Source organism: Streptomyces sp. SA15 (genome assembly GCF_002291145.1).
In the GTDB taxonomy this organism is placed as follows: Bacteria; Actinomycetota; Actinomycetes; order Streptomycetales; family Streptomycetaceae; genus Streptomyces.
In genome coordinates, this window is the sequence record NZ_NTGE01000099.1 from 1 (window position 1) to 16,204 (window position 16,204).

Consider the following 16,204-nt stretch of genomic DNA (forward strand, 5'->3'; position numbering starts at 1 on the left):
CACCCCCCCCCCCCCCCCCCCCCCCCCCCCCCCCCCCCCCCCCCCCCCCCCCCCCCACCCCCCCCCCCCCACCACTCCGCGCACCCCCCCGCACATCCGCCGCAGTTCGCCGACCAGTTGCCGCCACGCGGGCGGCCCGGCCCCCACCACTGCGCCGCCGGCGAGCAGCAATTGCGCCCTCCGCGCCCCTGAGTGCCGCCCGCCCAGCAACCACACGGCCGCCCCCACGCACAGCACAGCAGCGCCCATCGACATCTCACTCACCCCGGTCACCGCTCCTCCGTCCTCGCCCATCCCCGTCTCCACTCCAGCCTTCTCGCACCGCCCCCTGAATCAGCCCCCGCAGCCGCTCCCACCCCCGCTCGTACGCGAACGCCTCCGCGCCCCACCGCAGCGCCGGCACCGTCCGCACCAGCCCCGTGGAATCCCGTTCCAGCACATGCACCTCGGCGATCCGCCGCTGCCCGGCCCGATCGCGCACGAGATGCAGTACGACCGACAGCGCCGCCGCCAACTGGCTGTGCAGGGCGGCCCGGTCCAGCCCGGCCGCCGTACCGAGCGCCTCCAGCCGGGCCGGCACATCGCCCGCGGCGTTCGCGTGCACGGTTCCGCAGCCGCCTTCGTGGCCGGTGTTCAACGCGGCCAGCAGATGGACCACTTCGGGCCCGCGCACCTCGCCCACCACGAGCCGGTCCGGCCGCATCCGCAGCGCCTGGCGCACCAGGTCCTGGAGCGTGACGAGTCCGGCGCCCTCCTGGTTGGCGGGTCTGCTCTCCAGCCGTACGACGTGCGGATGGTCCGGCCTCAGTTCGGCGGAGTCCTCGGCGAGCACGATCCGCTCGTCCGGCCCGACCAGACCCAGCAGGGCGCTCAGCAGTGTTGTCTTGCCGGTGCCCGTCCCCCCGCTGATGAGGAAGGACAGCCGCGCCCTGAGCAGCGCCCGCAGCACGCGGTCCCCGCCCGGCGGCACCGTGCCCGCCGCCACCAGTTCGTCGAGGGTGAAGGCGCGCGGCCGTACCACTCGCAGCGACAGGCAGGTGCAGCCGACGGCGACCGGGGGCAGCACCGCGTGCAGCCGGGTTCCGTCGGGAAGCCGGGCGTCGACCCAGGGCCGGGCGTCGTCCAGTCGGCGTCCGGCCACCGCCGCCAGGCGCTGCGCGAGGCGTCGTACGGCTGCCGCGTCCGGGAAGGAGACGGCGGTCAGCTCCAGGCCGCCGCCCCGGTCCACCCAGACCCGGTCCTGCGCCGACACCAGCACGTCGGTCACCGACGGATCGGCGAGCAGCGGCTCCAGCGGCCCGCTGCCGACCAGTTCGGACCGCAACTGCTCGGCGGCACCGAGGACTTCCGCGTCCCCGAGCACCCGCCCCTGCTCCCGCAAGGCCTGCGCCACGCGCGCGGGAGTGGGTTCACCCCCGCTCTCGGCCAGCCACCGCCGTACGCCGTCCAGCAGCCCCGGCGACATCTCCGCACCGCCCGCCAGGGCGGCCGCCGGGCCAGGGCTCCCCCGCTCGAGTCCGGAAAACGCGCTCACGCCGCACCCGCCTCCAGCAACGCCCGCTCCCAGAACTCCTTGCAGAAACGCGCGAGCGGTCCGCGTCCAGCCGCTCCAGGAGGCGCCTTGCTCCCCTGTGGGCGCAGCAGCGCGGACTCCACCGGGACCTCACCGGCCAGGGGCAGCCCGAGCAGCCGGGCCACCTCGCGGTCGTCGAGTCCGGGTGCGTACGGGCCTCGTACCGCCGCCCGTAGGTCGCGCAGGACCATGCCGACAGCGGAGGCCACCCGGCCGGCCGCGGCGACGGCGCGCAGTTCGGCGGGGACCACCAGCAGCCCCACGTCGAGCTGGGCGAGGACCTCGGCGACGCCGTCGTCGATGCGCCGGGGCAGGTCGACGACGACCGTGCCGCCACGGCGTCGGGCAGCGGCGAGCACCGCCCGTACGGCCTGGGGCGGGACGGCGACGCAGTCGCCGCGGTCCCAGCTGAGCACCCGCAGCGAGTGCAGACGCGGCAGGGATTCCTCCAGTGCGCCGCCGCCGACCCGCCCGCGTGAGGCCGCGAACGCGGGCCAGCGCAGCCCATCGGCACTCTCGCCCCCGAGGAGTACGTCGAGTCCGCCGCCCAGCGGATCGGCGTCCACGAGCAGGGTGCGCAGTCCCTCACGCGCGGAGGTGACGGCGAGGGCGCACGCGAGCGTGGACGCCCCGGCGCCGCCGCGACCGCCGATGACGCCGACGGTGAGGGCGGGGCGGCCGACGCCCTCGGCGACGTCGGCGATGCGGTCGACCAGCCACTGCTCGCCGTCGGGCAGCATCAGGACGTGGTCGGCGCCGATCTCGACGGCCCGCTGCCAGACCCCGGAGTCGTCCTGGACGCGGCCGATCAGCACCACTCCACGTCGGCGCGCGGCCCCGCGCACCCGTCGGGCGGCGTCGTCCCCGACCAGGACGAGCGGTGCGGCCTCCCAGCTGCCCCTGTGCTCCGGCACCCCGTGGTGGACCTCGGGTGTGGCGCCGGCCGCCGCGCACAGGCGCAGCAGATCGTCGAGCAGTTCGGCGTCCTCCGTGACGATCAACGGCCTGCCCTGCCGCCCTCCGGCGGTGGGTGGTGGCTCGTGTGTGACGGCTCCGGTCACGGTCTCCATCCCCCTTCGCTCCGCCTCGCGCGGCCCTCGAGGCCCCCGCGATGCGTCTCTCCCGCGGAGCCCTCGCGGCCCCGCGATTCCCAAACGTGTGAAGAACCGGCAACCGGCCTCCATATGAACGGCCGATACGAACCGGCCAAACGCGCCCGGCTAACCGGAACCAGCGAGGAACTCGGCCCGAGCGGGACGCGTCGGAATCACGGTGCAGCGATCCCGGAAATCGTGTGGATCTTGGTCGATAACTGTGGACAACTCGGCGGTTGTGAATATCGCCGTCACTCATACCGGTGACCCCTGTGCCACCCCGTGTGCGACTTCCACAGAGCAGCGCATCGGCTACCCACAGTGACGGATCATGGGCATGCCGAAGAGGCGGCCACGGCCGCCTCGGCGCGGCCCCGGGGCCGCGTACAGAAGTACAGAAGGGGAGAAACCCACCCGGACATGCGACGACCCCCGCCGGGGGGGAGAGCGGGGGTCGTCTCCACGGCCGACTCGGGGGGGAGGAGTCGGACCGGGTTAGCACGGTCGCGAACGATCCGTGACTTCCATGGTGTACCCGAGAGGCCTCTCAGGCAAACCCACGCGCCCACCTTACGCCGAATGGGCTGCGCCTATGCTCAAGGGCGTGGAAAACCACTCGATGCCCCGCACAGCCGCCTTCTTTGACCTGGACAAGACGGTCATTGCGAAGTCGAGCACCCTCACCTTCGGCAAGTCCTTCTACCAAGGCGGCCTGATCAACCGCCGGGCCGCCTTGCGTACCGCATATGCCCAGTTCGTCTTCCTCGTCGGCGGCATGGACCACGACCAGATGGAGCGCACGCGCGAGTACCTGTCCGCGCTCGTGCGCGGCTGGAACGTCCAGCAGGTCAAGGAGATCGTCGCCGAGACGCTCCACGACCTCATCGACCCGATCATCTACGACGAGGCCGCCTCCCTCATCGAGGAACACCACACGGCCGGACGGGACGTCGTGATCGTGTCCACGTCCGGCGCCGAGGTGGTCGAGCCGATCGGCGAGCTGCTCGGCGCGGACCGCGTGGTGGCCACCCGCATGGTCGTGGGCGACGACGGCTGCTTCACCGGAGAGGTGGAGTACTACGCCTACGGCCCGACGAAGGCCGAGGCGATCAAGGAGCTGGCCGCGTCCGAGGGATACGACCTCGAGCGCTGCTACGCCTACAGCGACTCGGCGACCGACCTGCCGATGCTGGAGTCCGTCGGCCATCCCCATGCGGTGAATCCGGACCGCGCGCTGCGCCGCGAGGCACTCGCGCGCGGGTGGCCGATTCTCGATTTCCACCGGCCGGTCCGGCTCAAGCAGCGGTTCCCCAGGTTCTCCGTACCGCCCCGTCCGGCGCTCGTCGCGATGGCGGCGATAGGCGCCGCGGCGGCCACCGCGGGCGTGGTCTGGTACGCGAGTCGGCGTCGGACGACGGCGCTCTGATCGGGCAGTTCACCGGATCCTGGGGCATGTTCGACATATCCACACCCGTTTAACACCCTTTTGAACCAAAAGTAAAGAAGTGCAGCCAGGGCTTCCGCTTGCTCCAGTTCCGGAGTACAAAGAAGTTAACGGCCCGCGAGACCAAGGACGTCCGAAAGGATCACCTTTAAACCGCAGAATGGCCCCACGGACCGAAGCATGAACACCGAGCACCCACGCGACGTCGACCCGTCGATTACGGGCCAGCCGCACCAGGGACGGGCGAAGTTCCCGACCTGATGGGCAACATATCGAGGACGCTTGGTAACCCGGTGGACATGCCAGCGGCGGTACGAATTCTCGTACCGCCGCAACCCTTTTCGGCGGCTCTCTACGCCGCCCCGCGCTGCAGCGCCTCGCACACCGCTGTCGACTCGCGCGCCCCCAGCTCGACCGCCCGGCCGCAGTGGGCGATCCAGGCGGCCATGCCCTCCGGAGTACCGGAGACGTAGCCTTCGAGCGCCGCCAGGTAAGCCGCGCGGCCCAGTTCGGCGTGGCCGACCTCCGCCGGGCAGACGGACTTCGGGTCCAGACCGCTGCCGACCAGGACGACGCGCTCGGCCGCGCGCGCGACCAGGCCGTTGTGGGAGGCGAAAGGGCGCAGCGCGAGGAGCTCGCCGTGCACGACGGCGGCCGTGACCAGCGCGGGCGCCGAACTTCCCGCGATGATCAGCTCGGCAAACCCGTCCAGCCGGCCGGAGACCTCGTCCGCGCTCGGCAACGGCAGCTCGACCAGCGGCTCGTCGACCGGCTCCCCCGCCCGGCGCGGACGCCCGACCTCGTCGCCCTTGGTCGCGGCCGCCACCAGGTGCAGCCGGGCCAGCACACGCAGCGGCGACTGCCGCCAGATGGACAGCAGCTGGCCCGCCTCGGCCGTCAGCCGCAGGGAGGCCCCCATGACCCGCGCCTCGTCGTCGCCGCTGAAGTCGCTGCGCCGCCGCACCTCCTCCAGGGCCCAGTCCGCGCCGGACAGCGCCGCCGAGCCGCGGGCACCGCGCAGGGCCGCCTCGGACGTGATCTCGTTGCTGCGGCGCCGCATGACCCGGTGCCCATAGACCCGGTCCACGGCCTTGCGCACGGACTCCACGGAATCGGGCACACCGGGCAGCGAGCCCAGGGCCGCGAGCGGATCGGCGGTCGCGCCTGTCGTACTCATAAGTACGACCCTACGCAGCCCGGGCACGCACCCCACGAAGGAGTGGTCTTCTTCACCCACGCCTGCCACCCACGGCTACGTCGCCACTACCCTTGGTGAACATGAAAATTGCTTTCGTCGGGAAGGGCGGCAGCGGCAAGACCACCCTGTCCTCCCTGTTCATCCGTCACCTCGCGGCCGCCGGCGCGCCGGTCGTCGCCATCGACGCCGACATCAACCAGCACCTGGGCCCGGCCCTCGGCCTGGACGAGGCGGACGCCGCCGCGCTGCCCGCGATGGGCGAGCGGCTGGCGCTGATCAAGGACTACCTGCGCGGCTCCAACCCGCGCATCGCCTCCGCCGAGACGATGATCAAGACGACCCCGCCCGGCGAGGGCTCCCGGCTGCTGCGGGTGTGCGAGGACAATCCGGTGTACGACGCGTGCGCCCGGCCAGTGGAACTCGACGGTGGCGCCGTCCGTTTGATGGTCACCGGCCCCTTCACCGACGCCGACCTTGGGGTCGCCTGCTACCACTCCAAGACGGGGGCGGTGGAGCTGTGCCTGAACCACCTGGTGGACGGCCCCGAGGAGTACGTCGTGGTCGACATGACGGCGGGCTCGGACTCCTTCGCCTCCGGCATGTTCACCCGCTTCGACATCACGTTCCTCGTCGCCGAGCCGACCAGGAGGGGGGTCTCCGTCTATCGCCAGTACAAGGAGTACGCCAGTGACTACGGCGTCACCCTGAAGGTCGTCGGCAACAAGGTGCACGGCCAGGACGACCTCGACTTCCTCCGCGCCGAAGTCGGGGACGACCTGCTCGTGACGGTGGGACACTCGGACTGGGTGCGCGCACTGGAGAAGGGCCGGCCGCCCCGGTTCGAGTTCCTGGAGGACGCCAACCACCGGGCCCTGCGCCGGTTGCGGACGGCCGCCGACGCGACGTACGAACTGCGTGACTGGGAGCACTACACGCGCCAGATGGTGCACTTCCACCTGAAGAACGCCCAGACCTGGGGCAACGAGCGCACCGGGGCCGACCTGGCGGCGCAGGTCGACCCCTCCTTCGTGCTCGGCGAAGGGGTCACCGCCGCCGTGTGAGCGTGGCTACGGCCGGGCCGCCGGCGCCCCGGGTACGCCCTTCGGGGCGGGGGCGGGGCGGCCCGACAGGAAGGACGCCCAGCCCTCTTGCGGGGCCTCGCCGACGTTCAGGGCACGCAGCTTGTGCAGGGTCCTGGGGTCCTGGGCGTCCAGCCAGTCGGCGAGTTGCCGGAAGGACACGCAGCGCACCTCGGGTTTGGTGCACACCGTCTCGATGACCTCTTCGACGGCCCGCATGTAGGTGCCGCCGTTCCAGGACTCGAAGTGGTTGCCGATGATCAGGGGCGCGCGGTTGCCGTAGTAGGCGCGATGGAAGCCCATGAGCAGGCCGTCGCGCATCTGGTCGCCCCAGAAGTCGTGCTTGGCGCGGTCGCCCTGGGTCTTGGTGCCCGACTGGTTGATCATGAAGTTGTAGTCCATGGTGAGCTGCTCGTAGGAGTGCCCGGGGAAGGGCACGAGCTGCATCGACAGATCCCACAGGCCATTTCTCTTCTTCGGCCAGACCTGGTTGTTGACCCCGCTGGTGTCGTAGCGGAAGCCGAGTTGGCGGGCGGCCTTCATGAAGTTCTTCCGGCCCTCCAGGCAGGGGGTGCGGGCGCCGATGAGCTCCTTGTCGTAGTCGAAGGGCAGGGGGGCGGCCTCCTTGAGGCCAGTGTGGGTCTTCCAGAACTTCACGAAGTACTTCGCCTGGGCGATCTCGCTCTTCCACTCCTTCACCGACCACTCGCCGACCCCGCCGCCGCTGCCGCAGAAGTGGCCGTTGAAGTGGGTGCCGATCTCGTTGCCCTCCAGCCAGGCCAGGCGCAGCTGCTTCACGGTGTCGGCGATGCCCTGCTCGTCGTTGAAGCCGATGTCCGAGCGGCCCGGTGAGTGCTGCGGCGGCCGGTAGATGTCGCGCTTGTCCTCCGGCAGCAGGTACACGCCGCTCAGGAAGTACGTCATCGTCGCGTTGTTCGCTCTGGCGACCTTGCGGAAGTGCGAGAACAGCTTCTGGCCGTCCTCACCGGCGCCGTCCCAGGAGAACACCACGAACTGCGGGGGCCGCCGGCCGGGCTCGAGGCGTTCGGGTCTGGGCAGGTGCGGCTGCGCTCCGGTGTACGCGGTGGAGCCGTCGCCGATGAGCCGGATCGGGCTCTTGGGCGGCGCCTGGGCCGGCTCGGCCTTCTGCGGGCCGGGCGCACCTTCCCCGGAGCCGTCGGCACCGATCGCGCAACCGGCGAGCGACGCGGCACAGGCCACGGCGACCATGGCGCCCACGGTGATCCTCTGGGTGGCGGCCATATCCCGCTCACCTTCTTCCTTCTCTCGGGCCGACGCCGGTGGCGTCTTCTGGTGACGCGCCGCCAAGGTCGCATAGAGCAAAAGAAGGAATTAGTACGACAAGCCGATCAAAAGTTCAGTTCACTCATCGGAGTGATTGATTGACCCATTTGCCGGGAAAATCCATGCTCAGCCTTTACTCTGCATTACGATTCGTTTACCTAGAGTTGATCCATCCCGCCGCTGTACGCCGTGACCCACGGCCGCCACCCGCGACCGCGCCGCCCCGGAGGAGACGGGAACATGTCAGCCTGCGTCCCCACACGCGATGAACCTCTCCGCATCCACCAGCCCCACAGCCCGCCGCCGACCCGGCCCCGCCGCTTCCGCATCGCGGGCGCCGACGTGTCGGCCTCGATCGCGGTCTTCCTGATCGCCCTTCCCCTGTCCCTCGGCATCGCCCTCGCCACCGGCGCGCCCCTCCAGGCCGGACTCGTCGCCGCCGCCGTCGGAGGCCTCGTCGCCGGCCGGCTCGGCGGCTCCCCGCTCCAGGTCAGCGGCCCCGCCGCCGGGCTCACGGTCGTCACCGCCGACCTCATCCACCGCTACGGCTGGCGGACGACCTGCGCCATCACCGTCCTGGCCGGTCTCACCCAACTCGGCCTCGGCTGCCTGCGCGTGGCCCGCTCCGCCCTCGCCGTCAGCCCGGCCGTCGTGCACGGCATGCTCGCGGGCATCGGCGTCACCATCGCCGTCGCCCAGCTGCACATCGTCCTCGGCGGCACCCCGCAGAGCTCCGTCCCCGACAACCTCCGCGCTCTGCCCGCCCAGTTGGCCGACCTGCACCCGGCCGCGGTCTCGGTGAGCGTGCTGACCCTGGCCCTGCTGCTGCTCTGGCCGCGGCTTCCCGGCCGGGTCGGGCGCCTGCTGCGCAAGGTCCCGGCCGCGCTCGTCGCCGTCGCCGGGGCCACCGCCGCCGCCTCGCTCGCCGGGCTGACTCTGCCCAAGGTCGACCTGCCGACCTGGAGCAGCCACGCCCTGGCCGGTCTTCCCGAGGGCCCGGTGCTCGGCCTCGTCGCCGCCGTGCTGACCACCACGCTGGTGTGCAGCGTGCAGTCGCTGCTCGGCGCGGTCGCCGTGGACAAGCTGGTGGCCGGCCGCCCCGGCCTGCCCGCCCGCGTCCGACGCTCCGACCTGGACCGCGAACTGCTCGGACAGGGCGCCGCCAACATCGTCTCCGGCTCGCTCGGCGGACTCCCCGTCGCGGGCGTCGCCGTACGCAGTGCGGCGAATGTGCAAGCCGGTGCCGTCAGCCGGAACTCCACGATGCTGCACGGCGTTCTCGTAGTGATCGCCGCGCTGCTGATGGTCCCGATCCTGGAGCTCATCCCGCTCGCCTCGCTCGCCGCCCTGGTGATGGCCGTCGGCATCCAGATGGTGTCCCTGCACCACATCCGCACGGTGACCCGCCACCGAGAAGTGCTGGTCTACGCCGCCACCACACTCGGCGTGGTCTTCTTCGGCGTCCTGGAGGGCGTGACGCTGGGGATCGCCGTGGCCGTCGCCCTCTCCCTGCACCGCCTCGCCCGCACCCGCATCACGCACGACGAGAAGGAAGGAGTCCATTACGTACACGTCCGAGGACAGTTGACGTTCCTCGCGGTCCCGCGGCTCAGCCGGGCCCTGCATCTCGCACCCCAAGGTACCCACGTCGTCGTGGAGTTGGACGGCTCGTTCATGGACCACGCGGCGTACGAGTCGCTGCAGGACTGGCAGAACACGCACACCGCGCAGGGCGGCTCCGTCGAGGTGACCGGCCGCCGCGCCGGGATCCGGATCGCCGAGCCCGAGAGCCTCGCCGGCAGCGGGACCAGCGAGCCGACCGCCGACCTCGCACCAGGACGCGCCGGCTGCCGCTGCCGCCCCTGGACGCCCTGGCGCAACCACCAGTGCGAGCTCCCGCAGTCCGCGTTGTCGGCTGGCGACGAACATCCGGGCGAGCCCAGGAGAGGCGGTGAGACGAGCTCACACCAACTGGCGCGTGGCATCAGAGCGTTCCAGCGACACACGGCACCGCTCGTGCGGGGTGAGCTGGCCCGGCTGGCCCGCGAGGGTCAGCGCCCCTCCCAGCTCTTCCTCACCTGCGCCGACTCCCGCCTCGTCACGTCGATGATCACCTCCAGTGGTCCCGGCGACCTCTTCGTGGTGCGCAACGTGGGCAACCTCGTCCCGCCACCCGGCGAGGAGAGTGGAGACGACTCGGTGGCGGCCGCGATCGAGTACGCGGTGGATGTGCTGGAGGTGCGTTCCATCACGGTGTGCGGGCACTCCGGGTGCGGGGCCATGCAGGCGCTGCTCAGCTCCGAACCCGGGAGCCCACGGACGCCGCTGAGGCGGTGGCTGCGGCACGGGCTGCCCAGCCTGGAGCGCATGGCCGACGACAGCCGTCCGTGGGCCCGGCTGACCCGGCGGGCACCCGCCGACGCGGTCGAGCAGCTCTCCCTGACCAACGTGGTCCAGCAGTTGGAGCACTTGCGCGCCCACGAGTCGGTCGCCCGGGCCCTCAAGGACGGGGCGCTGGAGCTGCACGGGATGTACTTCCACGTGGGTGAGGCGCAGGCGTACCTGCTCACCGAGGTGGACGGGGACGCGGTGTTCGACCACGTGCGGGCGGCTGATCTGTCGGCCTGAGCCCTGTGGCCGCCCTCCCGCCGACCGGCGGAGTGTGAAAGGCGTTACAGCCGCTGAACTCCGTCCGGTCGGCGTCCGTGGGTACGGATGACCCCGGCCGTAGAAACCAAAGAGACCGATACAGACCGAGGCGGACCGAGAAAGACCGAAAGAGACAGAAGGCACCGGCACGACGAGGCCGCAGGACAGGTCTAAACCAATTCTGGATCGGCCCTTGTCACCGGCACCCCCGGTCTGATGAGCTGTGGCCTGGGACACAACGGACACCCTGGGAAAGGCAGATGTCGTGAGCAACGAAAGCCTGGCCAACCACTTGAGGGAGGAGATGGGACGATGAGCGAGACTTCTTCCCTCTCCAACCTGCTGCGTGAAGAGCGCAGGTTCGCACCCCCCGCCGACCTGGCCGCGAACGCCAACGTCATCGCGGAGGCGTATGAACAGGCCAAGGCTGACAGGCTCGGCTTCTGGGCCGCGCAGGCCCGCCGACTGACCTGGGCCAAGGAACCGACCGAGACGCTGGACTGGTCGAACCCGCCGTTCGCCAAGTGGTTCAAGGACGGCGAGCTCAATGTCGCGTACAACTGCGTGGACCGGCATGTGGAGGCGGGGCACGGCGACCGTGTCGCCATCCACTTCGAGGGCGAGCCCGGTGACAGCCGCACCATCACCTACGCCGAGCTCAAGGACGAGGTCTCCAAGGCCGCGAACGCCCTGCTGGAGCTGGGAGTTCAGAAGGGCGACCGAGTCGCCGTCTACATGCCGATGATCCCCGAGACGGCGATCGCGATGCTCGCGTGCGCCCGCGTGGGCGCCGCGCACTCCGTCGTCTTCGGCGGCTTCTCGGCGGACGCTCTCGCGACCCGCATCCAGGATGCCGACGCGCGCGTCGTCATCACCTCCGACGGCGGCTGGCGGCGCGGCAAGCCGTCCGCGCTCAAGCCGGCCGTCGACGACGCGGTCGAGCGCGCCGGCAACGTCGAGCACGTGCTCGTGGTCCGCCGTACCGGCCAGGAGGTCGCCTGGAACGACAGCCGCGACGTGTGGTGGCACGAGATCGTCGAGCGGCAGTCCGCCGAGCACACACCCGAGGCGTTCGAGGCCGAGCACCCGCTCTTCATCCTGTACACGTCCGGTACGACGGGTAAGCCGAAGGGCATCCTGCATACCTCCGGCGGCTACCTCACGCAGGTCGCATACACCCACCACGCCGTCTTCGACCTCAAGCCGGAGACCGACGTGTACTGGTGCACCGCCGACGTCGGCTGGGTCACCGGGCACTCGTACATCGTCTACGGGCCGCTGGCGAACGGCGCCACCCAGGTCATGTACGAGGGCACGCCGGACACCCCGCACCAGGGCCGGTTCTGGGAGATCGTGCAGAAGTACAAGGTCAGCATCCTGTACACCGCGCCCACGGCCATCCGTACGTTCATGAAGTGGGGCGACGACATCCCCGCGAAATTCGACCTCAGCAGCCTGCGCGTGCTGGGGTCGGTGGGTGAGCCGATCAACCCCGAGGCGTGGATCTGGTACCGCAAGCACATCGGCGCGGACAGGACCCCCATCGTCGACACCTGGTGGCAGACCGAGACCGGCGCGATGATGATCTCGCCGCTGCCGGGCGTGACACACACCAAGCCGGGGTCCGCGCAGACGCCGCTGCCCGGCATCTCCGCGACCGTCGTCGACGATGAGGCGAACGAGGTGCCCAACGGCGGTGGCGGCTACCTGGTCCTCACCGAGCCGTGGCCGTCGATGCTGCGCACCATCTGGGGCGACGACCAGCGGTTCCTCGACACGTACTGGTCGCGCTTCGAGGGCAAGTACTTCGCCGGCGACGGCGCGAAGAAGGACGACGACGGCGACATCTGGCTGCTGGGCCGGGTGGACGACGTGATGCTCGTGTCCGGGCACAACATCTCCACCACCGAGGTCGAGTCGGCGCTCGTCTCCCACCCGTCGGTCGCCGAGGCGGCCGTGGTGGGCGCCGCGGACGAGACGACGGGCCAGGCGATCGTCGCCTTCGTCATCCTGCGCGGCACGGCGGCGGAGACCGAGACCCTGGTGGGCGACCTGCGCAACCATGTCGGCGCCACCCTCGGCCCGATCGCCAAGCCCAAGCGGATCCTGCCGGTGGCCGAGCTGCCGAAGACCCGCTCCGGCAAGATCATGCGCCGGCTGCTGCGGGACGTCGCCGAGAACCGCCAGCTCGGTGACGTGACGACGCTGACGGACTCGACCGTGATGGACCTCATCCAGGCGAAGCTGCCGGCGGCTCCGAGCGAGGACTGAGAGTACGTACGGCCATGAGGGGCACCCGGTGACCAGCACGCCGGGTGCCCCTTTCGCACCTAACGTGAGGATCATCGGATTCCTCTTCGCGCATATTAGGTAAGCTAACCAAACAGGTGCGCCGGGAAGTCTGGTCGGCATGTGCTCAATACTGCCCACCGACCGGAGGTCCCCGCCGTGTCCGCGCCCCGCCCCACCCCCGCCCGCAAGGCCTTCGGACGTCTGTCCCTCCCCGAGCGGACCTTCGTCGCGGACGCGCTGCGCACCGAGACCGTCGGCGGCGTGCTGCTGCTGATCGCCGCGGTCACCGCGCTGATCTGGGCGAACATACCCGCGCTGCACGACAGCTACGACAGCGTCAGCCACTTCCACCTCGGCCCCGATGCCCTGGGCCTGGACCTGTCGGTCGCGCACTGGGCCGCCGACGGACTCCTGGCGATCTTCTTCTTCGTCGCCGGCATCGAGCTCAAGCGCGAGCTGGTCGCTGGTGACCTCAAGGACCCCAAGGCGGCCGTACTGCCGGTGGTCGCGGCCCTGTGCGGGATGGCCGTACCGGCGCTCGTCTACACCCTCACCAACGTCACCGGCGGCGGATCGCTCCAAGGCTGGGCCGTCCCCACCGCCACCGACATCGCCTTCGCGCTGGCGGTGCTCGCCGTCATCGGCACGTCCCTGCCGAGCGCGCTGCGCGCCTTCCTTCTGACGCTCGCCGTCGTGGACGACCTGTTCGCGATCCTGATCATCGCGGTCTTCTTCACCGACACGATCGACTTCGCCGCGCTCGGCGGCGCGGTAGCCGGCCTGGCGGTCTTCTGGCTGCTGCTGAGGAAGGGCGTACGCGGCTGGTACGTGTACCTCCCGCTCGCGCTCGTCATCTGGGCGCTGATGTACAACAGCGGCGTCCACGCCACCATCGCGGGCGTCGCCATGGGCCTGATGCTGCGCTGCCACCGCCACGAGGGCGAGGCGCACTCCCCCGGCGAGCACATCGAGCACCTCGTACGACCGCTGTCGGCGGGCCTGGCCGTGCCGCTGTTCGCGCTGTTCAGCGCGGGTGTCTCGATCTCCGGCGGCGCACTCGGCCACGTGTTCACCAGGCCGGAGACCCTCGGCGTGGTCCTCGGTCTCGTCGTCGGCAAGGCGCTCGGCATCTTCGGCGGCACGTGGCTCACGGCCCGCTTCACCCGGGCCTCGCTCAGCGACGACCTCCAGTGGGCGGACGTGTTCGCGGTGGCGACGCTGGCCGGCATCGGCTTCACCGTGTCGCTGCTCATCGGCGAGCTCGCCTTCGAGGGCGACGCGGCCCTCACGGACGAGGTCAAGGCCGCCGTACTGATGGGCTCGCTCATCGCGGCCCTCGTCGCGAGCGTCCTGCTGAAGATACGGAACGCCAAGTACCGCAGGCTGTGCGAGGCCGAGGAGCGCGACGAGGACCTCGACGGCATCCCGGACATCTACGAGGAGGACGACCCGGCGTACCACCTGCGGATGGCCGACATCTACGACCGCAAGGCCGCCGAGCACCGCCGGTTGGCCGAGGTGAAGGCCGCCGAGCGACGCGCGCTTGCCGAAGTGACGGGCGGGGCAGGCGAGGAGAACGACCGTCCGGCATGATCTGACGGGACGGTACAAATGGATCGTCCCTAAGTCAGGCACGACAGCAGAAAAGGGAGAACGCGATGAGCGCACCCGACGGCAGCCCGGTCGGCGCCGAACGCAGCATCGGCCAGCTGTTCGCCTCCGCGACGACCGAGATGTCGGCGCTGGTGCACGACGAGATCGCGCTGGCGAAGGCGCAGCTCAAGCAGGACGTCAAGCGCGGCGCGACGAGCGGCGGCGCGTTCATGGTGGCCGGCGCGGTCCTGGTGTTCTCCCTGCCGATGCTCAACTTCGCGCTGGCGTACGGCATCCGGACCTGGACCGACTGGAACCTCGCGATCTGCTTCCTGCTGTCCTTCGCGGCGAACGTGCTCCTCGCGGTCGTCCTCGCGCTCATCGGCGTGGTCTTCGCGAAGAAGGCGAAGAAGGGCAAGGGCCCGCAGAAGGTCGCCGCCTCGGTGAAGCAGACGGCGGGCGTCCTGCAGAAGGCGAAGCCGCACCCGCGGCCGGACACGGACAACAAGGTGCTGGAGGAGCGGGTCCGTAACGCGAAGGCCATCGAGGCTGTGGCACGCTCGTCCTCATGACGGATCCCGCCACCCCTTCGGCGCAACCCGCCTCGGTCGTACGACCGGACGGCCCCTGGACGCACCGGGAGGTCGCCGCCAACGGCGCGCGCTTCCACATCGCCGAGGTGGGCGACGGGCCGCTGGTGCTGCTGCTGCACGGCTTCCCGCAGTTCTGGTGGACCTGGCGGCACCAGCTCACCGCGCTCGCCGACGCGGGCTTCAGGGCCGTCGCCATGGACCTGCGCGGCGTCGGTGGCAGCGACCGCACCCCGCGCGGTTACGACCCCGCCAACCTCGCTCTCGACATCACCGGCGTGATCCGCTCCCTCGGTGAGCCGGACGCCGCGCTGGTCGGCCACGACCTGGGCGGCTATCTGGCGTGGACGGCGGCCGCGATGCGCCCGAAGCTGGTACGGCGGCTCGCGGTGGCGTCGATGCCGCATCCCCGGCGCTGGCGCTCGGCGATGCTCTCGGACGTCAAGCAGACCCGCGCGGGTTCCTACATCTGGGGGTTCCAGCGCCCCTGGGTCCCGGAGCGCCAGCTCACCGCGGACGACGGCGCGCTCGTCGCCCGCCTCATCCGGGACTGGTCCGGCCCGCGCCTGCCGGACGACGAGGCGGTCCAGACGTACCGCCGTGCGATCTGCATCCCGTCGACCGCGCACTGCTCGATCGAGCCGTACCGATGGATGGTCCGGTCGATGGCCCGCCCGGACGGCATCCAGTTCAACCGGCGCATGAAGCGACCGGTGCGGGTGCCGACCCTCCACCTGCACGGTTCGCTCGACCCGGTGATGCGCACCCGCAGCGCGGCCGGCTCCGGCGAGTACGTCGAAGCGCCGTACCGCTGGCGGCTGTTCGACGGGCTCGGACACTTCCCACATGAAGAGGATCCAGCGGCCTTCTCCGCCGAGTTGGTCAACTGGCTCAAGGATCCCGAGCCGGACCGGTGAAGCGCGGCTGCGCCGAGCGCGGCTGGGAGTCCGGGGGCCCGCGGCCGAGCCGCTGATGTCACAGCCCCCGGGAAGGCACAGCCCACAGGAAGAGGATCCGGTCGCCCTCTCCACGGAACTGGTCAACTGGCTGAAAGACCCCGAACCCGATCGGTGACCGCGCCGATGCGCCCGGTATCCGAACCTGAACACATGTACTACGAACAGCCAATTGCCTGGCGCATAGGCCAATTGGGGGGCGTGGGAGCGGTTATCGACCTTGGGGCAGGGGCAGACGTCGGGGTATGGGCTGGACGCACGACTACAGTGACGCAGCACGCAATCGACGCTCGGCCGGAGGCCTGAGCTCCCACCAGCGAGGCGGTGCCCCGCAGATGCCGGGCGGCACGGACCTGAGGGTGGGCATCCCGCGCATTCTGCGCCGCCGGGCCCGCTGGGTCTCGGTACGCCTGCGTCACCCTCGCGGCTGA

General features: G+C 70.8%; 12 protein-coding genes. 8 read left to right on the plus strand and 4 right to left on the minus strand.

Features of this window, described 5'->3' with window-relative positions; all coding sequences use genetic code 11:
• Window positions 1-256 precede the first annotated feature (256 nt).
• Window positions 257-1,465 (minus strand): TadA family conjugal transfer-associated ATPase, encoded by a 1,209-nt coding sequence (locus tag CLM62_RS20085; RefSeq protein ID WP_095751280.1) that lies wholly within the window; start codon window positions 1,463-1,465, stop codon window positions 257-259.
• 65 nt (window positions 1,466-1,530) lie between these two features.
• Window positions 1,531-2,643: a septum site-determining protein Ssd gene (ssd, locus tag CLM62_RS20090; RefSeq protein WP_095751281.1), complete on the minus strand. Its 1,113-nt coding sequence runs from the start codon at window positions 2,641-2,643 to the stop codon at window positions 1,531-1,533.
• Window positions 2,644-3,259: 616 nt separating this feature from the next.
• Here ssd and CLM62_RS20095 point away from each other — a divergent pair.
• Window positions 3,260-4,093, plus strand: a complete 834-nt coding sequence (locus tag CLM62_RS20095) for an HAD family phosphatase (RefSeq protein ID WP_095751282.1) — start codon at window positions 3,260-3,262, stop codon at window positions 4,091-4,093.
• A 370-nt stretch (window positions 4,094-4,463) separates the two neighbouring features.
• On the opposite strand, the gene CLM62_RS20100 is transcribed toward CLM62_RS20095, so the two are convergent.
• On the minus strand, window positions 4,464-5,288 hold the full coding sequence (locus CLM62_RS20100) for a Fic family protein (protein ID WP_095751283.1): 825 nt from the start codon (window positions 5,286-5,288) through the stop codon (window positions 4,464-4,466).
• A gap of 101 nt (window positions 5,289-5,389) precedes the next feature.
• Between CLM62_RS20100 and CLM62_RS20105 the strand changes: the two genes are divergently transcribed.
• Complete coding sequence (locus CLM62_RS20105) at window positions 5,390-6,370, plus strand: ATP-binding protein (protein ID WP_095751284.1); 981 nt, start codon at window positions 5,390-5,392, stop codon at window positions 6,368-6,370.
• A gap of 6 nt (window positions 6,371-6,376) precedes the next feature.
• Here the strand turns inward: CLM62_RS20105 and CLM62_RS20110 are convergent, their stop codons facing one another.
• Entirely contained in the window at window positions 6,377-7,651 is a 1,275-nt protein-coding gene (locus CLM62_RS20110; protein WP_095751285.1) for a hypothetical protein, read from the minus strand.
• A 282-nt stretch (window positions 7,652-7,933) separates the two neighbouring features.
• Here CLM62_RS20110 and CLM62_RS20115 point away from each other — a divergent pair, with 282 nt between their 5' ends.
• From CLM62_RS20115 to CLM62_RS51620, 6 genes are all read left to right on the plus strand, one after another.
• Window positions 7,934-10,321 carry a bifunctional SulP family inorganic anion transporter/carbonic anhydrase gene (locus CLM62_RS20115; protein ID WP_095751286.1) on the plus strand — a complete coding sequence of 796 codons (2,388 nt, stop codon included), beginning with the start codon at window positions 7,934-7,936 and terminating at the stop codon, window positions 10,319-10,321.
• Between the two features lie 333 nt (window positions 10,322-10,654).
• Window positions 10,655-12,613, plus strand: coding sequence for an acetate--CoA ligase (gene acs / locus CLM62_RS20120; protein WP_095751287.1), 1,959 nt, complete (start codon window positions 10,655-10,657; stop codon window positions 12,611-12,613).
• A gap of 177 nt (window positions 12,614-12,790) precedes the next feature.
• Window positions 12,791-14,227: a Na+/H+ antiporter NhaA gene (gene nhaA, locus CLM62_RS20125; protein ID WP_095751288.1), complete on the plus strand. Its 1,437-nt coding sequence runs from the start codon at window positions 12,791-12,793 to the stop codon at window positions 14,225-14,227.
• A 65-nt stretch (window positions 14,228-14,292) separates the two neighbouring features.
• Window positions 14,293-14,799: a phage holin family protein gene (locus CLM62_RS20130; RefSeq protein WP_095751289.1), complete on the plus strand. Its 507-nt coding sequence runs from the start codon at window positions 14,293-14,295 to the stop codon at window positions 14,797-14,799.
• The gene (locus tag CLM62_RS20135) at window positions 14,796-15,734 is read left to right on the plus strand and encodes an alpha/beta fold hydrolase (RefSeq protein WP_095751290.1); all 939 of its coding nucleotides are present in this window, start codon (window positions 14,796-14,798) and stop codon (window positions 15,732-15,734) included. The genes CLM62_RS20130 and CLM62_RS20135 overlap by 4 nt, the downstream gene beginning before the upstream one ends.
• Before the next feature lie 284 nt (window positions 15,735-16,018).
• A complete protein-coding gene (locus CLM62_RS51620; RefSeq protein ID WP_095751291.1) occupies window positions 16,019-16,204 on the plus strand; it encodes a hypothetical protein in 186 nt (61 codons plus the stop codon).